Source organism: Enterococcus sp. MSG3290 (genome assembly GCF_050555565.1).
GTDB classification, from domain to species: Bacteria; Bacillota; Bacilli; order Lactobacillales; family Enterococcaceae; genus Enterococcus_B; species Enterococcus_B faecium.
In genome coordinates, this window is sequence record NZ_CP187862.1 from 366202 (window position 1) to 389419 (window position 23218).

The following is a 23218-nucleotide window of genomic DNA, read 5'->3' on the forward strand; positions in this document are numbered from 1 at the left end:
AAATATTTTTTTAGGAGGGTTTCACTATGAGTGAATCATTGTCGAAAGATCTAAACCTAAATGCCCTATTCATTGGGGACAAAGCTGAGAACGGCCAAATCTATAAAGCTTTGTTGAATGAATTGGTGGATGAACATTTAGGCTGGCGTCAAAACTACATGCCTCAAGACATGCCTATTATTACGCCAGAAGAAAAAAGCAGTGCTAGTTTTGAACACACTGTGAATAAAACAAAGGATGTTCTATCAGAAATTTCAGCGCGGATGCGTACCCATTCCGTTCCTTGGCATAATGCCGGACGTTACTGGGGTCATATGAACTCTGAAACATTGATGCCATCTTTACTAGCGTACAATTTTGCTATGCTATGGAATGGTAATAACGTTGCCTATGAATCTTCTCCTGCAACAAGCCAAATGGAAGAAGAAGTAGGAATGGAATTTGCAAAATTAATGAGCTATAAAGATGGCTGGGGCCACATCGTTGCTGATGGTTCTTTAGCAAACTTAGAAGGACTTTGGTATGCCCGCAACATCAAATCATTGCCGCTTGCAATGAAAGAAGTGACACCTGAACTAGTTGCTGGAAAAAGCGATTGGGAATTAATGAACTTGTCAACAGAAGAAATCATGAATCTGTTAGACAGCGTCCCAGAAAAAATCGACGAAATCAAAGCTCACTCAGCACGTAGCGGAAAACATTTAGAAAAATTAGGAAAATGGTTGGTTCCACAAACTAAACACTATTCATGGCTAAAAGCTGCCGACATCATCGGTATCGGTTTAGACCAAGTGATTCCAGTGCCAGTTGACCACAACTATCGCATGGACATCAACGAACTTGAAAAAATCGTTCGTGGTCTAGCAGCTGAAAAAACACCAATCCTAGGTGTAGTCGGTGTTGTAGGATCAACAGAAGAAGGAGCAATCGACGGTATCGATAAAATCGTTGCATTGCGTCGCGTGTTAGAAAAAGACGGTATTTACTTCTACTTACACGTAGATGCTGCTTATGGCGGATACGGCCGTGCGATTTTCTTAGACGAAGACAACAACTTCATTCCATTTGAAGATTTAAAAGATGTTCATTACAAATACAATGTCTTTACAGAAAACAAAGATTATATCTTAGAAGAAGTACACAGTGCATATAAAGCAATCGAAGAAGCAGAATCTGTAACGATCGATCCACATAAAATGGGCTATGTTCCATATTCTGCCGGTGGTATCGTCATCAAAGATATCCGCATGAGAGACGTTATCTCTTACTTTGCGACATATGTATTTGAAAAAGGCGCAGATATCCCAGCATTACTTGGGGCTTATATCTTGGAAGGTTCAAAAGCAGGGGCAACAGCAGCCAGCGTTTGGGCAGCACACCATGTCTTACCTTTGAATGTCACAGGATATGGTAAATTAATGGGTGCATCAATCGAAGGTGCACATCGTTTCTACAACTTCTTGAATGACTTGTCATTTAAAGTAGGAGACAAAGAAATCGAAGTTCATCCATTAACTTATCCAGATTTCAATATGGTAGACTATGTATTCAAAGAAAAAGGCAACGATGACTTAGTTGCAATGAATAAATTGAACCATGACGTATATGATTATTCTTCATACGTGAAAGGAAGCATTTACGGTAATGAGTTCTTAACTTCACATACTGACTTTGCTATCCCAGACTATGGCAACAGCCCATTACAATTTGTGAACCAACTAGGATTCTCAGATGAAGAATGGAACCGTGCCGGAAAAGTAACTGTATTGCGTGCCAGCGTAATGACACCATACATGAACAAAGAAGAACACTTTGAAGAATATGCTGAAAAAATCAAAGCAGCTCTTCAAGAAAAATTGGAAAAAATCTACGCAGACCAATTATTGGCAAGCGAAGCAAAATAAGCAAGGTAATCATGTTAGAAAACAGCTTGAATACTAACTGTTTCTGACGCATGTTTGGATCTGAAGAGCAAGGGGAGACCTAAGCTCTTCGATCCCTTTGTTTTGAGGTTGTCTTTGAAGAAACCCTTCAAGCAATAGACTCAAAGAATCCCCTCAAATATTCGCTGAATTGTTTCGTTTATTGCTGAAACTACTTCAAAGACACCGTTATTTTATCCAAAAAATCAAGGAGAGTGTCAACGGTGAGTAAATCTGAAGTAAGTAAAATGGGTCTTGGGACCTTTATCGGTCTGACAATGGCACTGTGTGCAACGGTTCGGAGTATTCCTACGTTAGCCGCAGTCGGTTGGACATTGATTTTTTATTCAATTTTTGCAGTTTTGTTTTTTGCCGGTCCGATATCAATGGTTTCCGGTGAGCTTTCAACGATGCTTCCTCAAGAAGGCGGTCCTCAGTTATGGGTAAAAACAGCACTGGGCAGCAAATGGGGATTTGTCGTTGCATGGCTATTATGGGTGCAAATGTTCCCAGGTATGGTAATGGTCGCTTCTACTTTAGGACCATTGTTAGGAAACACATTTGGTAATGTAGAACTTGGCAATAATCATTGGTTCGTTTTAGGTTGTATTTTAGTTATCTACTGGATCATCACGATCTTGAACTTGAAATTCGATATGGCAAAAGTCGGCGGGAACATCGGTGTATGGCTAGGGGTATATATCCCAGTAGTCATCATGTTCGTTTTAGGTGTTTTGGCAGCCTTCAAAGTCGGACTAGTCTCAAACGGCTATCTAGGTGACTTTTCATGGTCAAAAGCTTTCCCTGACTTGGAACATATTGATTCATTGAAATACTTAGCTGGTATCACATTTATTTTTGTTGGGATCGAAATGAGTTCTGTTTACATGCCTCGTTTGAAAGACGCAACAAAAAATTATACAAAAGGCGTATTTATCGCTTTGATCGGATTAGTTTTATTGAATGTCATCAATGCGATGCTTGTAGCAAATGTCGTACCAGATGGAAAAATGGAATTAGCAAATATCACGCAGCCTATCTTGATTGACTGTCAAATCCTAGGCTTACCAGAAGTGATCGGAAATATCTTCAGCTTCATGGTATTTATTGGTGTGCTTTTACAATTATCAGCTTGGGTTACTGGACCATCAAAAACAATCATCCAAGTAGCTCGTGAAGGATTCCTTCCACCAAAATTCGGATTCCATAAAGAAAACAAATACGGCGTATCTAGAAATGTCGTTCTAACACAATCAATCGTTATTTCATTATTTGCTTTGCTTTATGGTGTAATGGATGACGTAAGTGCTGTATTCTTGACACTTACAAATGCTACAACTGTTATTTATTGTATCGTGTACATTTTGATTGCTGTTTCATTGCTTAAAATGCGTAAGAAACATCCAGAATTCGAACGTCCTTACCGAATTGGTAAAAACGGAAACGGATTAGCTTGGGTAGTCAGCTGCATGCTGATCTTCTCTATCATCGTTGTCGTATTTGCTACATTAGGTACAGCGACATTGAGTGATGCATTATTAGTAGCAGCTATCACAGTGGTCATGTTCGTTATTCCATTGATCATCAATCACTTCAAGAAAGATTCTTGGGGGATTGAGGTAGAAAAAAGTTTAGAAGAAAAATAAAAAAATAAGTCTTTCAGCCGACGTTTTGTCGCTGATTTAGTAGGAGGTCCTGCCAAGTGAATAGTTTTTTCATGGCAGGGCCTTTTCATTTGAAATAGGAGATCGACGATGAATAAAAATATTTCTTTAAAAGAAAGTATCGCTGTATTGATCGTGTTGTTGGCACTCCTAGGAGTACTGATCATCGGATTCCAGCTCTCGCCACATATCCCGATCCTTGCAGCTTTCATGTGTTTGTTGTTTTATGGCAGATTTAAAAAGTTCACATGGGATGAGATCCATGACGGGATCATCAAAGGAATCACTCCAGGGATCATTCCAATCCTGATTTTTCTTTTGATTGGTGTCTTAGTTGCTTCATGGATTTTATCTGGAACCATCCCTACGATTATGGTTTATGGATTTAAACTTGTTTCTGTGCGTTTCTTTTTACCGACAGCATTTCTTGTTTGTGCAATTGTCGGAGTGACTGTCGGCAGTTCATTTACAACGATTTCGACGATTGGAATTGCTTTTTTGGGGATCGGTCATTTACTTGGATTCAATGATGCAATGACTACAGGCGCAGTCGTTTCCGGTGCCTTTTTAGGGAATAACTGCTCGCCTTTATCAGATACGACCAACTTGGCAGCGGGTATTGGAGGAGTTAATCTATTCGAACATATCGCTGGTATGCGTTATACGGATTTCCCAGCATTCGTCCTTTCGTTGATTTTTTATACGATATTAGGACATAACAGTCATTCAGCCGATCTAGCTAGTATCAATGAAATGATCCAAAACATGAAAGCGAGCTTTTGGATCTCTCCTTGGACATTGATTCCACTAGTTATTTTATTTGGGGGGGCAATCAAAAAAATTCCGGCTATCCCTACATTACTAGCGGGATCAACAGCTGCTCTCGTTCTTTCTTTTATCCATGAGAAAAGTTTGACGGTCGGAAAAGCAGCAGACATCTTGATGAATGGTTATGTCGCAAATACACCTGATCCAAAGCTAGATGAACTGCTTTCTCGAGGCGGGATCATGAGTATGTTAGGTTCTGCTAGTTTGATTTTACTTGCATTGGCATTAGGTGGGTTACTGATCAAATATCTGATCGTTGATACCATCGTTCAAGAATTAAAAGAAAAGATGGACCGACCTTCTCGTTTAGTCGGGTTTACTGCCTTGAGCTGTATCGGAATCAATCTGATCGTTGGAGAACAGTATCTGTCCATCATTCTTCCAGGAGAAACATTCAAGCGTTCTTTTGATGACGTTGGCTTATCAAAAACCTATTTGACACGAACACTAGCGGATTCAGGTGCGACCGTCAATTCTCTCGTACCGTGGGGAGTCAGCGGCACATTCATTATGGGAACGATGAAAGTTAGCGCGTTGCATTACTTGCCATTCGCCTTTTTCTCGATTCTTGCACCTGTCTTTACAATATTAGGCGGTTTTTTATTGAATCGTCGACGTGTAAAAAATTGAAGGAAGGAAAAAAGAGGCTGGGACAGAAGCGTTTAACTCCAAGAAATAAGAAGAAACTCAAGAAAATTGCTTTTTAAATTTTTGTGAATTTCAGCTTATTTCCGAAGGAGTTGCTTCTGCTTCCGCCGTTTATACGTGTTTAGAGCGTGAGACAAAAGTGTTCTTTACTTTTGTCCCACGCTCTTTTTTACAGATAAACAATGTGTTAGAAGTAGTATCTTCTTTTACATAAAAAGCTGACCATAGGATAAATGGTCAGCGTATTTAGTGAGTCAGCTATTTAGTATGGGTTTTCTAAAGGAACGACTGTCTCTCTTTTGATCAAGCGATGAGGGATGACCAAACGTACGCCACTGCTCAATTCTTCATGGATCAATTCGCGCAGCTTTTGCATAGCGACACGTCCTAATTCGGAGATATCGATATCGATACTTGTAAGGTAAGGGTGTGTTAATGTTGAGAAGATCGAGTTGTTGAAGCTAATGACGGAGAGTGTCTCTGGAATGACATAGCCGTACATTTGCGCCAACTGCATCGTGCGAAGGGCGAAGATATCGTCAATGACCACCAATGCTGTGGCTTCGTTTTCTTTCAACGTTTTCTCAAAGGACAGATAATCTTCCGGATGCTCTAGTACTACACTGGATAACGCAGGAAGACCAGCCATCATCATTGCTTTTTGATAACCGAAATATCGTTCGAAATACAAACTTTCATGAGTCGTGTTTGTCACAAACAGGATATTCTTATGTCCATTCTGGATCAAAAATTCTGTTGCTTGTTTACCTAGAAGCTGGTTATCGTTATCTACATACACGATTTCGTTCTCATGATGATAAGGCTGTCCGATCAAAGTGAAAGGGATGTGGTTTTGGTATAAATAATCAATGACAGGATCTTGACTATCTGAATACACTAGAATAAAACCATCTACTTGTTTTTGTAAATGCATACGCTGGACGTTCTCTAACAGCAATTCAAAATTTTTAGCAGTAGCGATTGCTGTAGTCATATCATAATTCCGCGCTTCTTCGTTGATTGCTTCCATGATCTCAAGATAAAATGGGTTACCGATCCGCTCTTTTGAATCAAGAGGGGGTAAGATCACGCCGATGGCACTGGAAATGCGTTTTCCTAGATTGCGGGCAGTCATGTTAGGAACATAACCTAGTTCATCCATAATTTTTCGGACTTTCTTCTTTGTTGTCTCGGAAATACTAGGATGATCGTTGATGACACGAGAGACGGTCGAGGTGGCAACACCGGCTTTTTTCGCCACATCTTTTACGGTAATAGCCATGATAAAAACACCTTTCTCTTGTTATTGTGCAGAGAACCGATAAATCGTCTGACTGATCCGTTCTTGACCAGGATGGAGGTTGATCGATCCAAAGTTGGGGAAATGAACGATATCAGGGATTTCTTGCGGTTCGATTGCTAATCCGTAGTTTGAATGCATCTGTTTTCCATTGACAGAGAAATCAGCTTCGAATCCAGTCGTAGAAAATAATACCATACTTTTATTAGAAGTTGCTATAGTCATTTGGCGACCAGAATGCTTCTCGAATAATTGTAAGGAAGTTTTGGAAAGCCTAGGATGATGCAAAAGAAATACATCATCTAGTCCATCTGGATAACATGCAAGGATCTCTTGCAGTGTTGGGGATTTTCTAAAGTCGATTGGCAGTTCTTCTTTTTTTGTCCAATTTCCAGTAGGCAGTTTTTCTTGATCTAATTCAAGCACACCATCTAAAAAGACCGTTAACTGATGTTCATAGATGTCTCTTGTTCCATTTCCTGAAAGGTTGAAGTAGGCATGGTTGGTCGGATTGCAGATGGTTTCAACAAGGCTACTAGCAGAGGTTGTCATCTCTAATTCGTTTTTTGTTAAACGGTAAGTGATCGTAGCAGTGATTGGTCCTGGATAGGTAGAAAATTCATCTTTTAAGTAAAAGACCACACCTATTGATGATGGAGTTTTGAAAACTTCTACTTCCCAAAATTGGAAAGACCAGCCTTTCGTGCCACCGTGGATATGGTGTGATCCGCAGTTTTTCTCCAATCTATGCTCACCCCAAGAAGCATCCCGGATCCTTCCGGCTACAGGTCCGACAGTTGCTCCAAAAAAGCTTTTGTCTGTTAGAACATCTTCGAAACGATCGTAAGACAATAAAACATTTTCTGATTTTCCTTCTTTGTCTGGTGCGAAGATTTGGTGCAGGCGGGCACCGTAATTGAGAAGAACGACTTCTAAGTAGTCGTTCTTCAATGTGATTTTCTTTATTTCAGTCTCTGGAACTGGTACGACGGAGATTTCTGGATTATCCATGGTCATGCCACTTTTCTTTCAAGTAATCGATCGTAAGAAAAGTCGTATCAGGGACAAGCGGGATCTCCTCTCCAAGGTCTTCAGCACGTCCCACGCCAATTGGTTGAGCGCCACTTGAGAGGATGGCTTGGATACCGGCTTGCGCGTCTTCGATCCCGATACATTCTTCTGCTTTTAGTCCGACAGCTTTTGCTGCAAGGAGGAAGATATCTGGCGCAGGTTTTCCGTTTGTTGCTTCTGCCGGGTCGGCAATAGCATCAAAGTAAGGTGTAAGACCCATTTTTTCAAGTAGGAAAGGCCCATTTTTACTTGCAGAAGCAAGAGCAATCTTGATTTTTTCTTCTTTTAAAGAATCCAGTAAAGGCACGACCCCGGGGAAGACATCTTTTGGTTCGATCGTCTGGATCATCTCTAAATAATAATCGTTTTTTCTTTTCGCTAATTCTGCAAATTCTTCCTTTGAAAAAGAGTGTTCTTTTCCGCCATAAGCTAAAAGCAAAGAGAGTGAGTCTTCTCGGCTGACGCCTTTTAGCTGTTCGTTGAATGTGCGGTCGATCGTAATGCCGATTTCCTGACCAAGCTTTCGCCAAGCACGATAATGGAATTCAGCAGTATCGGTAATGACACCGTCTAAATCAAACAATACCCCTTTAAACATTTGCTTCCTCCTTTCTTAGCGTTATTTCTAGACGATCCGCTAAAGAATAAGACTGTTCATAGACGTAAATTTCTAGAGGAGAACCTTCTAATAACTCGAAAGTAACTTGTTCATCTGTGACTGAGATGAACAATAAACGTCCGCGATAATTGATATGGAAAGAATAAGCTTTCCAAGTTTTTGGCAGAAATGGTGCGAATCTCAACTGATCATGGGCAGTTTTCATTTGAGCAAATCCTTGGACAATCGACAACCAGCTACCAGTCATGGAAGTGATGTGCAAGCCGTCTTCTGTGTCGTTATTGTAATTATCCAAATCCAAGCGAGCTGTTCGCTGGTACATTTCTACAGCTTTGCTTTCCATTCCTAATTCTGCTGCTAAAATCGAATGGATACTTGGCGAAAGGGAAGACTCATGGACAGTCATTGGTTCATAGAAATCAAAGTTTTTTTGCTTTTCTTCTTTTGTAAAAGTATCATTGAAGAAATAAATCCCCTGTAGTACATCTGCCTGCTTGATGAAGCAAGATCTAAGGATTTTGTCCCAAGACCAATGCTGATTCAGAGGAAGATCGCTTGTGGGAATATCGGATACAGGCATGAGATCTTTATCTAAGAATGTGTCATGCTGGACAAAGATTCCTAATTCTTCGTCAACTGGGAAGTACATGTTCTCTGCGATATCTTTCCATTTGGCTAGTTCTTCTTCGCTGATAGTGATAGCAGCTTCTTTTTGATAAGTTAAATAATTTTCTCGCGTGTAACGCAAGACCCAAGCTGCGATCGTATTTGTATACCAATTGTTATTGATATTGTTCTCATATTCGTTTGGGCCGGTCACACCGTGGATCATGTATTTATTTGCTCGTTTTGAAAAATGGACACGGTCTGCCCAGAAGCGTGCTATTTCTGCTAAAACTTCCAGTCCTTCATTTTTCAAATATTCCGTATCGCCGGTGTAATTCGTATAATTGTAGATTGCATAGGCAATCGCGCCATTTCGGTGAATCTCCTCGAATGTGATTTCCCACTCGTTATGGCATTCGACACCAGTGAAGGTGACCATAGGATAAAGCGCGCCTTTTAATCCTTGTTGCTGAGCGTTGTGGATTGCTTGCGGCAGTTGATTATGCCGATATTTCAGCAGATTCTTAGTTACTTCAGGTTTGGCTAAAGCAAGATAAAGAGGGACAGCATACGCTTCTGTATCCCAGTAAGTGGCTCCGCCGTATTTTTCTCCTGTGAATCCTTTGGGGCCGATATTCAATCGTTCATCTTCGCCGTAGTAAGTAGAGAATAGTTGGAACAAATTGAATCGAATACCTTGTTGTGCTTCTTCGTCTCCTTCGATGACCACATCGGCAAGCTTCCATCGTTCTGCCCAAGCCGCTGTTTGCTCTTCTTTTGCTTGGATATAATTGTTTGTCTGGTTCGTTAATTCTGATACAGCTTTTTCTGCTTGCTGCGCTTCTGGAATATCTCTACTAGTAAGAACGATAATTTCTTTTTCCACTGACCATGTCTCACCTTGAGATAATTCTGCAGACAAGCAACCATGTAATGCTAAAGTATCTTCGTGATAGTCAGGGATGACTGATTTTCCATTAACGAAATGGCGCATTGCTGCAGTAACAGTAAATTGTTCAATCCCAAAGTTGTTTGGAATAGTTTTAGTCGTCAAATAGCCGATTTCTTCTATAGTTCCACGATCAATCTCATTCCAAAAATGTTCATCATAGTTGCTGTCTTCGTTTTGAACATTTCCATCCAATTTTGATACGAGTTTGACTGTTCCGCTACCTTCAAGCATTTCTATAGTTAAATAGATATAAGCTGATTCTTTTTTGACAATGCTCAGAAAACGTTCGAAGGAAATGCGTACTTTATTAGTAGAAGTAGTGATTGTGAATGTACGAGATAATACACCATTTTTCATATCTAATTCCCAGTAAAAGTCTTCTGGTTCCAAAGAAGCCAAGTCGATCAGCTGATCGTTGATCGAAATATCTATCGCGATAAAGTTCAAGGCGTTGATCACTTTTCCAAAGTATTCTGGATAACCATTTTTCCACCAGCCGACACGTGTCTTATCGGGATACCAGACACCCGCCAAATAAGTACCTTGATGGTGGTCCCCTGAGTAAGTTTCTTCAAAGTTCCCGCGCATCCCCATATAACCGTTTCCAATACTTGTTAAAGATTCTTGCAGTCGAAGATTTTTTTTATCTAATTGTGTCGTGCTGATTTTCCATGGATCAATAGCAAATAGTCGTTTGATCTGTTTCATTTTTCTCCTCCTAATGAGCTGTTTTATACGTTCATAATAAACGCAACCGATTGCACAAGTCAATAGACAAAAGAAAATATTTCATAGAAAAAAGCATAAAAAAATAAATTTTTAGGAGAAAATTATAGAAGGGAACACACGCATTATAGGTTTTCTAGAATGGTATAGACAGAAAAATAAAAAATAAAGCATTTACAAAAAAGAAAACGCACGCTATAATACGTTTAACGAAACCGATTGCGTAAAGGAGCTAAACGGAATGAAAAAGATATTTAGTTTTGAGTTTTGGCAAAAATTTGGAAAGGCTTTAATGGTTGTGGTAGCAGTTATGCCGGCAGCTGGGTTGATGATCAGTATAGGGAAATCAATTCCCTTGATCAATCCTGATTGGACGCCGCTTGTCACAACGGGCGGAGTAATTGAAAATATTGGTTGGGCAATTATTGGTAATCTTCATATTTTATTTGCTTTAGCAATAGGAGGAAGTTGGGCAAAAGAAAGAGCAGGCGGAGCATTTGCAGCTGGGATCTCATTTATTTTGATCAATCGGATCACTGGGGCTATCTTTGGTGTCACAAGTGACATGCTTGCGAATGAAGATGCATTTACCCACACTCTGTTCGGTACGAAGATCATGGTTAAAGGATTTTTTACAAGTGTATTGGAAGCACCAGCTTTGAATATGGGAGTATTCGTAGGGATCATCGCTGGATTTGTCGGGGCAATGGCTTATAATAAGTACTATAATTATAGAAAATTGCCGGATGCTTTGTCATTTTTCAATGGAAAGCGCTTTGTTCCGTTTGTTGTTATCTTATGGTCAACAATCGTGGCATTGATTCTTGCTGTGGTGTGGCCAAACGTACAGGCTGGAATCAATAATTTTGGTTTATGGATCGCAGAATCACAAGAAAGCGCACCGATTCTAGCACCGTTTTTATTTGGAACATTAGAACGTTTACTATTGCCATTTGGATTGCATCATATGCTGACGATTCCTATCAACTATACACAGCTTGGCGGATCGTATGAGATTTTATCAGGCGCACAGGCGGGGACACAAGTATTTGGGCAAGATCCGTTATGGTTGGCTTGGGCCACTGATTTAGTGAATCTTAAAGGTGCAGGGGATATGTCGCAATATGAGTTTGTGTTGCATAACTGGACGCCGGCTCGTTTCAAAGTAGGACAAATGATTGGTTCTTCAGGTATCTTGATGGGAATGGCTTTTGCGATGTATCGTAATGTCGATCCTGATAAGAAAGCAAGATATAAATCAATGTATTTTTCAGCAGCGTTGGCTGTCTTTCTAACAGGTGTAACAGAACCATTGGAGTTCATGTTTATGTTTGCTGCTGTGCCATTATATGTCATTTATTCAGTGATCCAAGGGGCTGCATTTGCGATGGCAGATATCTTGCCATTGCGGGTCCATTCATTTGGGAATATCGAATTGCTGACTCGGACACCGTTAGCTATCAAAGCGGGTTTAGGTGGAGATCTTATCAACTTCGTGTTGTGTGTGATCGCTTTTGGTGTTGTTACGTATTTCTTAGCAAATTTCTTGATCAAAAAATTCAACTTTGCTACACCGGGACGTAACGGAAATTACGACAATGACAGTGAAGAAACCGTTGTATCTAACAGCGGAACAGGAACAGCAGATCAGCAAGTGGTCCAGATCATTCATTTGCTGGGAGGAAAAGAAAATATCAAAGATGTCGATGCTTGTATGACTCGGTTACGCGTAAGTGTAAATGATCGAGAAAAAGTAGGGACTGAAGAAGCCTGGAAACGAGCAGGGGCGATGGGATTGATCGTCAAAGACAATGGAGTCCAAGCAGTTTATGGACCAAAAGCAGATGTCTTGAAATCAGATATCGAAGATCTGCTGCAATCAGGAGCAGAGATTCCAGAGCCAGAAATGGTTTCTACAGGAAATAGACAAGCAGATAGTAAGCAATACTTAGGTATAGAACAAGAACTAGTTTCCGCAGCTTCTGGAGAAGTGATTCCTTTATCTGAAGTAAAAGATCCGGTATTCTCACAAAAAATGATGGGTGACGGCTTTGCTGTTATTCCAACATCAAGAGAAGTTGTTGCGCCGATCGCTGGAAAAGTGACAAGTATTTTCCCAAGCAAACATGCAATTGGGCTGGAGACGAAAGATGGTATCGAAGTTTTGATCCATATGGGTATCGATACAGTCCAAATGAATCAGCTAGCTTTTGAGATTGCTGTCAAAGAAGGCCAAGAAGTAGGAACAGGAACGAAATTAGCTGAGATGGATCTTGAGGTGATCCAAAACGAAGAAAAAGATCCAACGATCATGATTGTATTTACAAACGATAAAGTAGAAGAAGTAGTGATCAAGCAATTAGGTACAGTGACAGCTGGTAAAGTGATCGGCTCCATTAAAATGTAAGGTGAGGTTGTGAAATCATTGTCCTGACCTGAGTATTAGAGAAACAAAACGAAAAAACAGCTCCTCGTATTTTGCCGTTTTTTGAACTAATACCGAAGGTCAGCTGATTGAACACCATTTATCGAGAGGTTGTGAAAAAGCTGTCCTGCATCAAGTAATAAGAACAGCCAAACAAAAATAGCTCCTCCTATTTTTCGTTTGGTTGGGCTTATTACCGCAGATGCAAGCTTTTGAACACCATTTATCGAGAGGTTGTGAAAACTGCGTTATGCATTGAGTAATAAGAGCGCTAGTCAGAAAATAGCTTTTCATATTTTCTAGGCTAGTGAGCTTATTACCGAGAAGCAGCAGTTTGAATACTGTTTAGTGGAGAGGTCGTGAAAAAGCTGCCCTGCACCAAGTGATAAAAACAGCCAAACAAAAAATAGCTCCTGGTCCATTGAGCTTATTACTGAGGAGTTAGCAGGAGAACACTATTTGCTGGAGAGGTTGTGACAAAAATTTTGTCACAACCCTTTTGTTTCGAAATGAAGACAAGGAGAAAACCAATGAAATTCATGACACTCAACACGCATAGCTGGCTTGAGCCAGAACCAGAGAAAAAATTGCAAGAATTAGCAGATAAGATCCTGTTAGAAGATTATGAAGTGATTGCTTTACAAGAAATCAACCAATTACTGGAATCTGAAGAAGTAGAACCTGCGAAGCTAATGAAGTTCTGTCCGGTAAAGAATCAAGTACCTATCCGTAAAGATAATTTTGCCTACCGTTTAGTTCAGCTTTTAAAGGAACACGGAAAAGAGTATTTTTGGAGTTGGGAAATGAGCCACATCGGTTATGATAAATATGAAGAAGGAAATGCACTGCTTACGAAAAAAACATTGGAAAGTCAGGTCCTTACCGTCTCCCAATCTCAAAAGAAAGAAGATTATCAGACACGCAAGATCTTGATTGGGAAAACAAAGATAGATGATCAGGACATTTTTGTCTCGAGCTGCCACTTTTCTTGGTGGACAGATAAAAAAAGTGGCTTTTATTTTGAGTGGAAAAACTTGGAAAACTACTTTTTGGAAACTCGCGTACCACTTTTTTTCCTAGGTGATTTCAATAATCCAGTAGACTCTCAAGGTTATTATACTGTAAGAGAAAGTTGCCTTCTTCTTCAAGATTCGTATGTTGTCGCGAATGAAAAAGGAAAAGCAGCTACTGTGGAAAAGAAAATCGATGGTTGGGAACAAAATACAGAAAAATTGCGTATAGATTTTATTTTCGTCCCTGAAGGAATGCAGGTTAAAAAATATCAACGGATTTTTGATGGGATCGATAGTCCAATCATCAGTGATCACTACGGGGTGGAAATCGAATTAGATGTGAACGAATAAAAAATATAACATATAACATAAAAAAACTGATTAAAATAAAACTCTCCAAACGATTATACCGTTTGGAGAGTTTTTTGATCGGATGTATTTATCCCTTTTGCCTAAGCACGTAAAAGCTTGTATCTATGATAAATAAATAAACATAGCAAGGTAAACCAGCCAATCAAAGTAAGAGAAAGAATGAAATAGAAATAGATTGGCGTTTGATAATGAAGCGTGAGCTCGTTGATTCCTTTTTGCTGCTTCACGATTGGGGTCCCGATATCTGTTACTTCATAATCAGTCAATGTTTTTCCATTTTGCTGTAGCACAGTCCGATCGTAGACGATAACAGGGATATGAACAGTTTTGTCCCCAGTGTTTTTCCACTTGATTGTCAAAAGACCGCCTGGATGTGTTTTTATAAAAGTTGTTTCGTTTTCTAGTATTTCTTCGTTATACCGGTCGTATTTATTGTCTTTTGTCTCCTTATAGATTGGCAGATAGTCAGGTGTGGTTTTTTGGAAAACGAACAAGCTGGTAGACATATCTTTGCTGAAGAATGTTTTCCTTGCTTCTTCCGGCGTATCGAATAGATAAGTATGTCGACTGACAAATGTTTCATTTTCCCACTTTTCCAGATGCTGGTATAAGTTCTGGATCGTCTGTGCTGAAAAAATAAGAATGCCAAATATACTTAAAAGACGGAACCACTTTTGTTCAGACCACTGGTTCAGTGAAAGGGCAAGGTAAAGTAGAAGCAATAGCGTAAATGGCACGAAAAATCGAAATGGAAACTGGATCAAACTAATAAAAGGCACATTTTTTTCGATCAATGTCGTCCATGGAATCAAGCTAGTAGAAAGAAAAAAGAAAACAAGACTTGTGTACAACACGATTTTTTGGAATAAGGTGTTCTTTTGTTGAAAGAAAATAAAAAGCAAAAAACCTGATAATATCAATATAGGAAAGGCCTTAGGGTAATGGAGCCAATAACTGCCATCCAGATCTATCGCCTTTTGACTCATTTCTCTGTTAACAAAGGGAGGAAGAATCTTATTCCCACTGTAAACAATAGCTAATCCTGCCCAAATATTTACTGTCAGAACAAAATAAAGCAAGACCGACTTAATCAGTTGAAGCAGTGCTTTTCCTTTTTCAGTCTGGTTAAAAAAGTAATAAAGATAAAAAGGGATATACATCAAAGCTAACATGATCGAAGACAGTAAATGGATCTGTGTCATAAGTCCCACTGAGACAGCGACTTTGATAACAGGGAACTTTTTATGAAGGACGAAATCAGCAATAGGGATCATACATAAAGGATAAAAACAAGTCCCCCAGCTAGTGAATCCTTGGTTGATAGACCAGTATTGAATAGAATACGTACTCATGAATAAAACGGCTACTGGTACACTTACCCAATTTCGAACATTGACATATCTCAGTAAAATCAGCATAGAAAATCCTGAAATAAGATAAAGAATGAAATTTGAAAGAATCTGATAATGAAACCAGCTACCTGCAAGCAACACGATCAATCCTTGTAAATAAGCGAAAAATGGGCCGTAAACGGCATTCACGATCCTGCCACTTTGCTGGAATCCATAAAGGGAAGGAAAATAATGGAAATCCCCATATTTAATTTGTTGCGCGGCATCATAGAACCGATTGTAATGGAATGGGGCATCAGCACCCAAAATTAGTTTATGTGTGAATAAATGAGGCATGAGAAATGCCAAAGCAATGAAAAAAATTGCTAAAAATGGGCCATATTTTTTCAATTGTCGAACTCCTTTGCAAACTTTAGATAAATTCATCATATATCCTATGCGAGAGGTAGGCAAGAAATTAGAAAATTCATGAAAATATTTATGAATTTTACAAGAAAAACATAAGTGAAAGTTCTAAGGAGAGAGGATGCGACATAAGTTTTGTTGCATCTCCTTGTTTTGAAACAGAATTTTTCTTAATACTCGAAACAAAGTAGCTTTTTCATGACCTCTCGGTAAACGGTGTTCAATCAGCTGCTTCTCGGTAATAAGCTCACTAGCCTAGAAAATATGAAAAGCTATTTTCTGACTAGCGCTCTTATTACTCAAAACATAACACAGTTTTCACAACCTCTTCCTTAAATGGTGTTCAATCAGCTGCTTCTCGGTAATAAGCTCACTAGCCTAGAAAATATGAGAAGCTATTTTCTGACTAGCGCTCTTATTACTCAAAGCATAACGCAGTTTTCACAACCTCTTCCTTAAATGGTGTTCAATCAGCTACTTCTCGGTAATAAGCTCACTAGCCTAGAAAATATGAGAAGCTATTTTCTGACTAGCGCTCTTATTACTCAAAGCATAACGCAGTTTTCACAACCTCTTCCTTAAACGGTGTTCAAAAGCTTGCATCAAGTAATAAGCCCAACCCAACAAAAAATATGAGTAGCTATTTTTTTGGGCTGTACTTATTACTTGATGCAGGACAGCTTTTTCACAACCTCATCGGCTTTCATTTTCTATTTTTTTCCTGAACCCATATAATAAAAGAAAGAACAAAAAAACTTGCAAGGGAGGACACATGTGAAGCAGAGTAAGCAAAAACAGTCTCGTCGACTTTTGTTTCGTTTGTTTTTATTAATATGTATCGTCGTAGGGTTACTGATCGCTTTATATCCATTTTATGTGGATTCTTTAAATAGTTTTATTGATCAAAAACGTATCGAACAAGTACAAAAACGGACCGCAGCTGAAATTGAAGTGCAGCGAAAGAAAATGGAGGAGAAAAACCAACGATTAACTGACCAAGGATTCAATCCTGGTACTGATCCTTTCAATGAAAAGAACAGAAATGAAAGTACAACATCCAGCCAATTAGAGGAATGGCTGATCGGAAGTATCAATATACCTAAGATCCAATTAAATATTTCACTTTATGATCGGCTCAATGGTAGGATCCTTGAAAATGGAGCAGGCGTCTTGCAAGGAACCTCTTTCCCGCTTGGTGGAAATTCGACGCATTCAGTGATCTCTGCTCACAGCGGTTTACCTAATCGACGGTTATTTACCGAATTAGATCGTTTAGAAAACGGAGACACGTTTATTTTGACTGTTTTGGGGGAGAAATTGGCTTATCAAGTTAAAAATATACAAGTGGTACTGCCAGATGACACGTCTGTTCTAACGATTTCAGAAGGAGAAGACTTAGTTACCTTGCTTACATGTACGCCGTATATGATCAACACGCATCGTTTGCTAGTGACAGGACATCGGATTCCTTATAACGAATCGGTAAAAAAAGAAGAAGGAAAAGGAAATCAGGAAAGAACCATGCGGCAATGGTTTATTCTTGCAGGAACGATAATAGCTGTAGTCATACTGTTAGTGTTTATCGGACGACTAATCTATCAGTATAGATTAAGTAAAAAAGTGCTTGATTTTTCATTTATTATTAGTGATTCGTCAGGGAAACCGGTAAATGGTAGTTCATTCATTTTGAAACATAAGAAAAAAACACTTACTAGAAATGGTGTGCCGTTTTCAGTACAAAGCGACCATCATGGGAAAGTCAAGCTGGATCAATTGCCTGGTGGAACTTATCGAATCGTTTCAGCTGATGATCCTAAAGTTGCTGTTTCTTTTGGTATTAGAAAAGTAAAACAAGAGAAGATATACTTTTTTGAGGGGCGAAAACTTGTAAAAGAGCTTCAAAAAAATGGTTTTTATTTTAAAATCAATGAATAAGTAAGGAGAGAAAAAATGATCCGCACAACAACAAAATTGTCTGCCAAAGAACTGGAATCTGTTCTATCGATTTGGCTGCATGCTAACTTGGATTCTCATGAATTCATTCCATCAACTTATTGGGAGAATCAAGTAGAATCTGTTAGGAAAGCTTTACCAGATGCAGTGATTTACTTAGCAGAAATAGATCAAGAAATTATTGGTTTTGCTGGGGTGATTGATCAGTTTATCGCAGGAATCTTTGTGAAAAGGGAATACCGGCAACAAAGAATCGGTACGCAACTAATGAAAAAAATAAAAGAAACCAATAAAACACTGACTTTGACAGTCTATCAAAAAAATCAATCAGCTATTCATTTCTATCTTTCACAAGGTTTTACAATTCAAACACAGCAAAAAGATGAAGCAGTAAATGAGGAGGAACTTGTGATGAAATGGAATCAAAACGCTGATTTTTGATGAACAGAATAACGAAATAATGCTCCCAGCCTAATTTTTTGCTGGGAGCATTATTTCATTTTGAAGTCACTAATTTAACTGTGTGAATATGCAGTTGTTACAATCTTTGATAAACGGTGTTCAATCAGCTGACCCTCGGTATTAGCTCAAAAAACGGCAAAATATGAGGAACTATTTTTCCATTTGTTTCTCTAATACTCAGGTCAAAACGCTGATTTCACAACCTCTTGATAAACGGTGTTCAAACGGCTGCTTCTCGGTAATAAGCCCACTAGCCTAGAAAATATGAAAAGCTATTTTCTAACTAGCGTTCTTATTACTCAAAGCATAACGCTGATTTCACAACCTCTTGATAAACGGTGTTCAATCAGCTGACCCTCGGTATTAGCTCAAAAAACGGCAAAACATGAGGAACTATTTTTCCGTTTCTTTCTCTAATACTCAGGTCAGAACGCTGATTTCACAACCTCTCTTTCACAACCTTATTTTACTCGTTTATAATTTTCATCGAAGTATTTTCCGCTACGGATATCATCTGGCATTCCATCGTATGGTTCTTCGCTAATAACATCTTCATTGTCTATACCTGCATCACCCATATAAGTGATCGTAGCAAATTCAGGAACAAGTAATTTTGGATAAGTTTCATATTTTTCACGAGCTGCTTCCATTTCTGCGATATGTTCGTTTTGGAAAGTAACAGTGATTTCTGGATGTTCTTCAACCCATTTAGGGAAAAAGATCATTCCGTGAAGTTTCTTTTCATTTGGCATAAAGTCCAATGCCACGTCTGTCCCTGTTGGCTCTGTCCAAGTGATTTTGAATACGCCGTCCGTCAATTTAACGATATCAGCTTCTTGGTCTTTTACCCAACGGCCTTTGACCATTCCGCCATGGATACGGTAATCAACAGTATGGTCATTTTTGGCATACCATTCATATTCCCAACCATTGTCATACGTATAGATAAAGTGAGTTCCAATAAAATCTTCCAATTCTTTAAATTCTTTCATGTTTAAGCATCTCCTTATAAATTAAAACATGTAATAAACTACATGTTTTCGATTACTCATTTATGATAGAATGGATTTAAAGATTTGTCAAGGAGGGAAAACTGATGGCAAGAAAAAATACACTTCGATATATTTTGTTAGGGTTATTAAGTAAGAAGAAGATGACAGGATATGAATTGAATCAATCGTTCAAAAATGAAATAGGAGAATTTTGGCAAGCAAAACATAGTCAGATTTATCCTGAACTTGCAAAAATGGAAGAGCAAGGAATCATTCAGCATCAAGTAGAGATCACAGGTGAAAAATTGGAAAAGAAAGTTTATGAATTAACAGAAGAAGGGAAGGAACAATTGGCAGAGTGGATTCATACACCCACCAATGAACTACCGGTTAATCGAGACGAATTTGTTCTGAAATTGTATTTCGTCAAAGACGTGAATGATCCGGCATTAGTAGAAATTATTCAGCAGCAGCGTGACCTTCATGAAGAAAAACGACTTCATCTATTAGAGCGAAAAAAAACGATCTTTCCTACTGAAAAAGAAAAACATGAAAATTACGGACACTACCTGATTTTAGCGCATGCGATCAATCGGGAAACAGAATATGCAAATTGGCTAACAGATGTATTAGAAGAAAGTAACCGAAAAAAATAAAAAAATATCCGAACAGTGATGGAGAATTCCTTTCTATATGAAAGAAACGCAGATCACCGTTCGGATATTCTTATGTTCAAACAGGTCTTTTTTCAAGTATTTATGTAGCATCTACTTATTAAAAAGCTTGGTACTTAGGAGATTAGTGGCGTTTAGAGTTCTTTTAACAACTGTTCGTAGTCAGCTTTTTCATCGACAGGAAGGAGCTTGTAAGTTAATTCGTCTGTCTCGTTGTCATGAATGATGTACATCTTAGCATTCTCTTCTTTGAAGTTACCGATTTGTAAAATCGTATAGCGTTCGTCGATCAATTCGATATCTTTGATTGCTTTTGAAAAAACTTTACGGACATGGTGCATTTTCTTTTGGCGGATTTCTGCCTTTTCTGCAGCTTTTGACAAAGTAAATCCGTCATCTAAATATTTTTTGATCAGTTCTACTTTTATGACTGTAGGTAAACGATATTTTCTAGGACAATTCGCATCAGCTTCGATCGAACGAATGAATCCCTTTTGTTCCCAATACCTTAATTGACGTGGAGACACACCTACGATATCACTTAATTCACTGATGCCAACAACCAATTGATCATTTTCCAACAAACGTTTAAGGGAAGCCCCAACCATTTTTGTCACTCCTTTTGTCCTCTTGCTTCCCTTAATTATATCCGTATTAACTTATGTGTCAAGTAGGTTGACAAATAGCGAATTTAGGACTAAAGTATTCTAGTAGTTTCAGAAAAAATTCAGAAAGAAGGAGAAATATGAGTAACAACCAACCCGTAGATATTTACGGAAAACCATATAATCGGACACTTTTAGTTGTTGTCTTATTAATTGGTACATTTTGTACCGTTTTGAATCAGACCTTATTGACGACAGCTTTTCCTACATTGATGAAAGCTTTCGATATTTCAGCGTCTGATGTGCAATGGTTAACGACTGGTTTCTTGCTAGTCAACGGGATCATGATCCCAATAACAGCATGGCTGATCAATAAATTCAGTTCAAGAAATTTATATCTTTCTGCCATGACGATCTTTTTGATCGGAACAATTACTTGCTTTACAGCACCTAATTTTAGTACATTACTAATCGGTCGCTTGATCCAAGCTTGCGGTGTGGGAGTATCGATGCCATTATTGCAAAATATCATGCTATCTATTTTCCCGCCAGAAAAAAGAGGATCAGCAATGGGGATGTCAGGGATCGTTATTGGACTTGCTCCTGCTTTAGGCCCTACATTATCTGGTTATATCATTGATAACTACCATTGGCGTGACTTGTTTGGTATGGTACTGCCAATCGTTGTTCTTGTCTTGGTTTTAGCATTCTTCCTAATGAAAAGTGTTATTCCATTGTCAAATCCTAGCATTGATATTTTATCCGCTATTTTATCAACGATTGGATTCGGTAGTTTACTTTACGGATTTTCTAGTGTAGGAGATGACGGCTGGGGAAGCTTGAAAGTAATTGGTTTCTTAGTTGTTGGTGTGATTTTCATCGCCTTGTTCTCATGGCGTCAATTACATTTGGAACATCCATTCTTGGAACTTCGCGTATTCAAATCATCTACATTCACGATTGCCGCTGTTTTAGCTGGTGTAACAAATATGGCGATGGTAGGGGCAGAAATGGTCGTACCATTGTATATTCAAAATATTCGTGGAGAATCAGCATTCCATTCTGGCTTGATGTTGTTGCCGGGTGCATTGATCATGGGGGCTATGATGCCTGTTACGGGTGCGATTTTCGATAAATATGGCGCGAAACGTTTAGCCATCACAGGGATGTTCATTTTGACAGCCGCAACTGCACCATTTGCTTTCTTGACAAAAACGACTCCAGTTTTATATATCGTGATCCTTTATGCGATCCGTATGTTTGGGATCTCCATGGTCATGATGCCGGTAACGACTTCTGGTATGAATGCATTGCCAAATAACTTGATCAGTCACGGGACAGCGGTAAATAATACATTCCGTCAAATCGCAAGCTCGATTGGTACAGCTATTTTGATCAGTGTGTTGACGAATGTGACAAAAGCAAATATCCCAAGCAAATCTGTATTGGATAATACACCATTAGCTTATAAAGATCAGGCAATCAATGCCACACTGTCAGGTTACCATGCCGCGTTTATCGTAGCGATCATCTTTGGGATCCTTGGCTTTATTATTGCCTTTTTATTGAAGAAAAAAGAACCTGTTCTAACGAAAGCGGGGGATAATGCATGATTATTGGAGTTTTGATTGTCAGCTTGCTTGCTTTTGCTTTAACGAACGTGTTCGCTAAAAAAACATGGCAAACCTTTTTATCTTTGATTTTCGGACTAATCTTCGTCGCTTCACTAAGTTTGATCGTCGCTAATTTGTCCAATCACTTTGGAATGGAAAAAGTAACGGAAACAAAAACAGAAAAAATTGTTTCCAGTGCTGATTCCCAAGGAGCAGATATGCTTTTGTATAAAGCTTTAGGGAATGGAAAAGAAAAAGTGTATCTTTACCGAACAAATGAAAAACAAGAAAAACCAAAAGCAACTGGTACGGATAACGAAACAAATAAAGTAGAAAAGACAGACGGCGATGCTGAAAAAGTGACGAAAACTACTTATTGGGAATACAAAAACGATATGTATAAATTCTGGTTCAATATTGCTGATAACAATCACGAATATGACAGCCGAGTGAATACATTCAAAATCCCAGAGACATGGGTAGAATTAAGTACGGACCAAGCAGCCAAGTTAGCTGAATTAGTGAAGAAACAGCAAAGTACGATGGAAAGTGAAGCAAAAGCTTATGTTCAAGACGGTATGGTAAAAGCAATGACTGAAAATCCAAAAATGAGCAAAGCAGAGCAAGAACAACGTACGAAAGCCTTAGCTGCTGAATTCCAACAACAAGCATTCGCAAAATTAGTGAAAGAAGCAAAAGGCGAATAATATTTTGAACACCATGTAGGAGGTTGTGAAAAAGCTGCTCTGCATCAAGCAGTAAGAACAATCAGATAAAAATAGCACTCCATATTTTTCATCTGATTGGGCTTAGTGCCGTAGATGCAAGCTTTTGAACACCGTTTAAGGAAGAGGTTGTGAGCCTGCCGTTTAACTCTGAGTCACAAGGAGCAATTTCAAAAAACAGCTTCTCATGTTTGTTGACTATTGTGACTTGTGACCGAGGAGTTGGCAGGAGAACACCGTTTATTCGAAAAAAGGAACTGCGACAAGACTTTTGTCACAGTTCCTTCTTTT

At 38.8% G+C, this 23218-nt stretch carries 17 protein-coding genes; 10 read left to right on the plus strand and 7 right to left on the minus strand.

Annotated features, from left to right (window positions below):
- Positions 1–26: 26 nt before the first annotated feature.
- From tdc to nhaC, 3 genes are all read left to right on the plus strand, one after another.
- Entirely contained in the window at positions 27–1904 is a 1878-nt protein-coding gene (gene tdc, locus IGL31_RS01725) for a tyrosine decarboxylase (RefSeq protein WP_002286400.1), read from the plus strand.
- Between the two features lie 266 nt (positions 1905–2170).
- On the plus strand, positions 2171–3568 hold the full coding sequence (tyrP, locus tag IGL31_RS01730) for a tyrosine-tyramine antiporter (RefSeq protein ID WP_002316652.1): 1398 nt from the start codon (positions 2171–2173) through the stop codon (positions 3566–3568).
- Between the two features lie 108 nt (positions 3569–3676).
- A complete protein-coding gene (nhaC, locus tag IGL31_RS01735; RefSeq protein ID WP_002286385.1) occupies positions 3677–5044 on the plus strand; it encodes a Na+/H+ antiporter NhaC in 1368 nt (455 codons plus the stop codon).
- Positions 5045–5324: 280 nt separating this feature from the next.
- On the opposite strand, the gene IGL31_RS01740 is transcribed toward nhaC, so the two are convergent.
- Genes IGL31_RS01740 through IGL31_RS01755 form a run of 4 tightly spaced genes read right to left on the minus strand, consistent with a single transcriptional unit; the run spans position 5325 to position 10318 of the window.
- Positions 5325–6344 carry a LacI family DNA-binding transcriptional regulator gene (locus IGL31_RS01740; protein WP_002294628.1) on the minus strand — a complete coding sequence of 340 codons (1020 nt, stop codon included), beginning with the start codon at positions 6342–6344 and terminating at the stop codon, positions 5325–5327.
- A 21-nt stretch (positions 6345–6365) separates the two neighbouring features.
- On the minus strand, positions 6366–7373 hold the full coding sequence (locus IGL31_RS01745; protein ID WP_010731081.1) for an aldose epimerase family protein: 1008 nt from the start codon (positions 7371–7373) through the stop codon (positions 6366–6368).
- Positions 7366–8031 (minus strand): beta-phosphoglucomutase, encoded by a 666-nt coding sequence (gene pgmB, locus IGL31_RS01750; RefSeq protein ID WP_002307916.1) that lies wholly within the window; start codon positions 8029–8031, stop codon positions 7366–7368. Before pgmB ends, IGL31_RS01745 begins: the two co-directional genes overlap by 8 nt.
- Entirely contained in the window at positions 8024–10318 is a 2295-nt protein-coding gene (locus tag IGL31_RS01755) for a glycoside hydrolase family 65 protein (protein ID WP_002286373.1), read from the minus strand. Before IGL31_RS01755 ends, pgmB begins: the two co-directional genes overlap by 8 nt.
- 259 nt (positions 10319–10577) lie before the next feature.
- On the opposite strand from IGL31_RS01755, the gene IGL31_RS01760 reads away from it, so the two are divergent.
- Together IGL31_RS01760 and IGL31_RS01765 are read left to right on the plus strand one after the other, a co-directional pair.
- Positions 10578–12743 (plus strand): PTS transporter subunit IIBC, encoded by a 2166-nt coding sequence (locus IGL31_RS01760; protein WP_086299890.1) that lies wholly within the window; start codon positions 10578–10580, stop codon positions 12741–12743.
- 548 nt (positions 12744–13291) lie between these two features.
- The gene (locus IGL31_RS01765) at positions 13292–14125 is read left to right on the plus strand and encodes an endonuclease/exonuclease/phosphatase family protein (RefSeq protein WP_002297417.1); all 834 of its coding nucleotides are present in this window, start codon (positions 13292–13294) and stop codon (positions 14123–14125) included.
- A 101-nt stretch (positions 14126–14226) separates the two neighbouring features.
- Here IGL31_RS01765 and IGL31_RS01770 read toward each other — a convergent pair whose 3' ends face one another.
- Positions 14227–15927: a hypothetical protein gene (locus tag IGL31_RS01770; RefSeq protein WP_086299889.1), complete on the minus strand. Its 1701-nt coding sequence runs from the start codon at positions 15925–15927 to the stop codon at positions 14227–14229.
- Positions 15928–16677: 750 nt separating this feature from the next.
- On the opposite strand from IGL31_RS01770, the gene IGL31_RS01775 reads away from it, so the two are divergent.
- Both IGL31_RS01775 and IGL31_RS01780 read left to right on the plus strand, forming a co-directional pair.
- Complete coding sequence (locus IGL31_RS01775; protein ID WP_002286364.1) at positions 16678–17838, plus strand: class C sortase; 1161 nt, start codon at positions 16678–16680, stop codon at positions 17836–17838.
- 15 nt (positions 17839–17853) lie between these two features.
- Positions 17854–18297, plus strand: a complete 444-nt coding sequence (locus IGL31_RS01780) for a GNAT family N-acetyltransferase (RefSeq protein WP_002286361.1) — start codon at positions 17854–17856, stop codon at positions 18295–18297.
- 482 nt (positions 18298–18779) lie between these two features.
- Here IGL31_RS01780 and IGL31_RS01785 read toward each other — a convergent pair whose 3' ends face one another.
- Positions 18780–19310, minus strand: a complete 531-nt coding sequence (locus tag IGL31_RS01785; protein ID WP_002286355.1) for a phenolic acid decarboxylase — start codon at positions 19308–19310, stop codon at positions 18780–18782.
- A 104-nt stretch (positions 19311–19414) separates the two neighbouring features.
- Between IGL31_RS01785 and IGL31_RS01790 the strand changes: the two genes are divergently transcribed.
- Positions 19415–19966 (plus strand): PadR family transcriptional regulator, encoded by a 552-nt coding sequence (locus IGL31_RS01790; RefSeq protein WP_002286354.1) that lies wholly within the window; start codon positions 19415–19417, stop codon positions 19964–19966.
- A 152-nt stretch (positions 19967–20118) separates the two neighbouring features.
- Here the strand turns inward: IGL31_RS01790 and IGL31_RS01795 are convergent, their stop codons facing one another.
- Positions 20119–20592, minus strand: a complete 474-nt coding sequence (locus IGL31_RS01795; RefSeq protein WP_002286344.1) for a MerR family transcriptional regulator — start codon at positions 20590–20592, stop codon at positions 20119–20121.
- A 137-nt stretch (positions 20593–20729) separates the two neighbouring features.
- Here IGL31_RS01795 and IGL31_RS01800 point away from each other — a divergent pair, with 137 nt between their 5' ends.
- On the plus strand, positions 20730–22202 hold the full coding sequence (locus IGL31_RS01800; protein WP_002293204.1) for an MDR family MFS transporter: 1473 nt from the start codon (positions 20730–20732) through the stop codon (positions 22200–22202).
- Positions 22199–22909: a DUF4811 domain-containing protein gene (locus IGL31_RS01805; protein WP_002286342.1), complete on the plus strand. Its 711-nt coding sequence runs from the start codon at positions 22199–22201 to the stop codon at positions 22907–22909. The genes IGL31_RS01800 and IGL31_RS01805 overlap by 4 nt, the downstream gene beginning before the upstream one ends.
- The last annotated feature ends 309 nt before the right edge of the window (positions 22910–23218 follow it).

Coding starts and splice junctions, on each gene's coding strand:
- pgmB (WP_002307916.1), bottom strand. CDS start 8,031: ATGTTTAAAGGGGTATTGTTTGATTTAGACGGTGTCATTACCGATACT.
- IGL31_RS01760 (WP_086299890.1), top strand. CDS start 10,578: ATGAAAAAGATATTTAGTTTTGAGTTTTGGCAAAAATTTGGAAAGGCT.
- IGL31_RS01770 (WP_086299889.1), bottom strand. CDS start 15,927: ATGATGAATTTATCTAAAGTTTGCAAAGGAGTTCGACAATTGAAAAAA.
- IGL31_RS01740 (WP_002294628.1), bottom strand. CDS start 6,344: ATGGCTATTACCGTAAAAGATGTGGCGAAAAAAGCCGGTGTTGCCACC.
- tyrP (WP_002316652.1), top strand. CDS start 2,171: ATGGGTCTTGGGACCTTTATCGGTCTGACAATGGCACTGTGTGCAACG.
- IGL31_RS01780 (WP_002286361.1), top strand. CDS start 17,854: ATGATCCGCACAACAACAAAATTGTCTGCCAAAGAACTGGAATCTGTT.
- IGL31_RS01755 (WP_002286373.1), bottom strand. CDS start 10,318: ATGAAACAGATCAAACGACTATTTGCTATTGATCCATGGAAAATCAGC.
- IGL31_RS01765 (WP_002297417.1), top strand. CDS start 13,292: ATGAAATTCATGACACTCAACACGCATAGCTGGCTTGAGCCAGAACCA.
- IGL31_RS01795 (WP_002286344.1), bottom strand. CDS start 20,592: ATGGTTGGGGCTTCCCTTAAACGTTTGTTGGAAAATGATCAATTGGTT.
- IGL31_RS01745 (WP_010731081.1), bottom strand. CDS start 7,373: ATGGATAATCCAGAAATCTCCGTCGTACCAGTTCCAGAGACTGAAATA.
- IGL31_RS01785 (WP_002286355.1), bottom strand. CDS start 19,310: ATGAAAGAATTTAAAGAATTGGAAGATTTTATTGGAACTCACTTTATC.
- IGL31_RS01800 (WP_002293204.1), top strand. CDS start 20,730: ATGAGTAACAACCAACCCGTAGATATTTACGGAAAACCATATAATCGG.
- IGL31_RS01805 (WP_002286342.1), top strand. CDS start 22,199: ATGATTATTGGAGTTTTGATTGTCAGCTTGCTTGCTTTTGCTTTAACG.
- IGL31_RS01790 (WP_002286354.1), top strand. CDS start 19,415: ATGGCAAGAAAAAATACACTTCGATATATTTTGTTAGGGTTATTAAGT.
- nhaC (WP_002286385.1), top strand. CDS start 3,677: ATGAATAAAAATATTTCTTTAAAAGAAAGTATCGCTGTATTGATCGTG.
- tdc (WP_002286400.1), top strand. CDS start 27: ATGAGTGAATCATTGTCGAAAGATCTAAACCTAAATGCCCTATTCATT.